Here is a 2,655-nt window from a genome sequence, read left to right as displayed (position 1 = left end):
CATCAACTATGTTTTTTAAAATTTTTTGAATTTAGTCTTATTACAACTCTTATTTATAGTTTTGTATTCTTATTCAATTGAAAAACGTATTTTTGGCAATAAAAACCCTAGTTCATTACAGAAAGAAATTTATATCAAACAACTACCACTGCTTAGATCTTATGATTAATGAATATGTGCTTTAAATTTGTGTGGCGCGCATATTCATTAACCTATTTTCTTATGCAGATTTTAAAAATTTGCGTTAATTGCTTCTTTAAGCCTTGCATTAGCAATCACTATAATTTTGCGCATTAGAGCTGTTATGACTACCATCTTCTTTTTACCTCTACCAATGAGAGCAGAATAAAAAGCACCAAGTGCAGATTTAGTCCTTGAAGCAGCCATCGCAGATGTAAAAAGCTTTTCACGAACGTTCCTTCTGCCACCACTTATTCTGCGATAACCAATAGCTTTACCACTTTCTTTTGGATGCGGGGCAACTCCAGCAAGACTAGCAACTTCTTGCCTGCTTAAGTAGCCAAGTTCTGGCATCAAGCATACAAAATCTTGTGATAACTTTTTACCTATTCCTGGTACTGTTCTTATGATTTTTTGGCGCTTTTTTAACTCTGGATTCTCATCGATAATTTTTTGTATGGCATCATTGAGCTCATCTATTTGACTGTTAAAAAAGTCAATAGTTTTTTGGCAACTTTCTTTTATATAGTCGTTTTCAGGTGCTTTCAGTCTACATTTCTCTTGAGCTCTTATTTGTGTAAGGTCATCACGACGTTGACAAAGTGCAGCTAAGGCTGTTTGTTCTTTTGACATAGGCACAAATAGAGATAGAGTACTATAACGCTCAAATCCATATTGAGCAAGGGCTCTTGCATCTGATTGATCAGACTTTGCTAAAATTCCATGAGATAAGGTAAAGCTTTTTACTTTGCGAGTATTAGCTCGATGTACAGCAACATTCTTATCAACCAGAAAGTGTGCTAAGCCAAGCTCATATTTTCCTGTATTTTCCAAAGTTACAAAAGAATTAGGTAGAATATTTGAAAAATTTTGAAACAATTGTTGCCAACCAGCAGCATTATTATCAAACTTGATAGTGTTCTTTTGGTTGTGAACTGCAGCAACATTTTTAAATTTTCCGATATCAATGCCAATAAAATTTTGATAAGATGTAATCATAATAACCTCGATTAGTTTTAGTTAATTTAAGATTGTAAACGGGTGCATATGTATGTCCCACACAACTATTCAAACGTATCGAGAGATAGGGCTAGTGTACCTTGATGAGCACGGTTGTATAGCCATTATTCTAGCGGTCGCACACGCCCGTGATAACTCCATTCCTATAGTGAGTGGAGTTATCTTCCCTCTTATCTCCTTTATATCATATTTTTAACTTACAATATTCTACTTGTTTCTTTCTGATAAGTAGTCAGCTCTAGTATCCTTCCTAGGCCGAATAACAGGTATAATGTTGTATTTCCTGCATTCTTTATACACACTTCTTATATCATAAGCTGCATCTGCTCGAATAGAATATACTTATCACTTAACACATCACAGACCGATAAATAGTCCGGAAATTAGTATGCTTATTGCTTTCTTATCGTTTATGTTTAAAACAACGTGTAGTTTTCTTACTTGATCATAACGATTGTATTTTCTTTCTCGAATATTAAGTTTACTATGGCCACCATTGTTATTGTAGATACTAACTCTCGTGCTATCTATAGCAATTTCAATATTTTCCAAATCACATTTGTCAATTCTACGATCATCAATTTTCAAGTTTTGAATCTTCTGGAAGCTTGCGTGTAACCTTAAGGTTTTTGCATCATATAACCTTTTACAAAACCTACAGCTTGCCTTAGACCAATTCTAAAAAGAACATGTATTAGAATCACAACTTTATCACTATAAATGTACCCGCAACTCTTGGAGTGTTTGCATACCAATTTTCTATAGCTTCGCTGACAAAATAAAAAATATTTCCTCTTCCTTGAAGAAACTTATTATATTCACCATGATTACTGACTCTCATTTTTTGCGGCATGTTTTCATTAAAATGATTATTTTACTAAAATGTGTTGGTAACCATATATTTAACAAGAACCTTTCCTTTATTACCACCTTAAAATACTCTAGCTATGCAACAAAGCCAATTCTGTATTATCAAACTTATATAACACACCGATTCTTGAGTAACTTGTATAACTCAAACATTTGCCGATTATTCAAGAAAATGGAACCACTTTTGGCTAAAAAAATCTCAATAAAAAAGGACAGGCCAGAAAGAATTTTGAAGATATTAGCAGATGTAACCAATACAACGGCCAAAAGATAGGAAAATTGTCTTATTCTGGAAAGAAAAGAGTAAACACAATGAAAACGGAAATTGTTATAAGAGAAGATGGGCAAATTCTATCAGTGTCACACAGAGCACGATTTTAAGATACGAAAACAGGAAAAAATGTTGCCAAAAGAGAATATAAAGTATGCAGATTCTGGGGTGGCAAAAATTGAGAGTAACGTTGTAATTCCACATAAAAGGTATCGGGCTGACGGATGATCAACAATCGGAAGCTGGCATCATTTAGGTGGAGCATAAAATCCGTGAAATTAAGATTTTATGTCGCATACCTATCGCAATTTTCA

At 33.7% G+C, this 2,655-nt stretch carries 3 protein-coding genes and 1 pseudogene; 1 reads left to right on the top strand and 3 read right to left on the bottom strand.

The window, feature by feature from the left end; genetic code table 11:
* Positions 1 to 231: 231 nt before the first annotated feature.
* From Wcon_RS10485 to Wcon_RS10475, 3 genes are all read right to left on the bottom strand, one after another.
* Positions 232 to 1,179: an IS110 family RNA-guided transposase gene (locus Wcon_RS10485; RefSeq protein ID WP_063630491.1), complete on the bottom strand. Its 948-nt coding sequence runs from the start codon at positions 1,177 to 1,179 to the stop codon at positions 232 to 234.
* A 378-nt stretch (positions 1,180 to 1,557) separates the two neighbouring features.
* Positions 1,558 to 1,788 (bottom strand): hypothetical protein, encoded by a 231-nt coding sequence (locus Wcon_RS10480; protein ID WP_114517981.1) that lies wholly within the window; start codon positions 1,786 to 1,788, stop codon positions 1,558 to 1,560.
* Positions 1,789 to 1,900: 112 nt separating this feature from the next.
* Positions 1,901 to 2,053: a hypothetical protein gene (locus Wcon_RS10475; RefSeq protein ID WP_237350151.1), complete on the bottom strand. Its 153-nt coding sequence runs from the start codon at positions 2,051 to 2,053 to the stop codon at positions 1,901 to 1,903.
* A gap of 108 nt (positions 2,054 to 2,161) precedes the next feature.
* Here Wcon_RS10475 and Wcon_RS12365 point away from each other — a divergent pair.
* Positions 2,162 to 2,655 (top strand): annotated as a pseudogene (locus Wcon_RS12365) (IS5/IS1182 family transposase); the annotation flags it as partial.

This window comes from Wolbachia endosymbiont of Cylisticus convexus (assembly GCF_003344345.1).
The sequence above is the reverse complement of the archived record's forward strand: the minus strand, read 5'-3'. Positions and strand labels throughout refer to the sequence as shown.

Coding starts and splice junctions, on each gene's coding strand:
- Wcon_RS10475 (WP_237350151.1), bottom strand. CDS start 2,053: ATGCCGCAAAAAATGAGAGTCAGTAATCATGGTGAATATAATAAGTTT.
- Wcon_RS10485 (WP_063630491.1), bottom strand. CDS start 1,179: ATGATTACATCTTATCAAAATTTTATTGGCATTGATATCGGAAAATTT.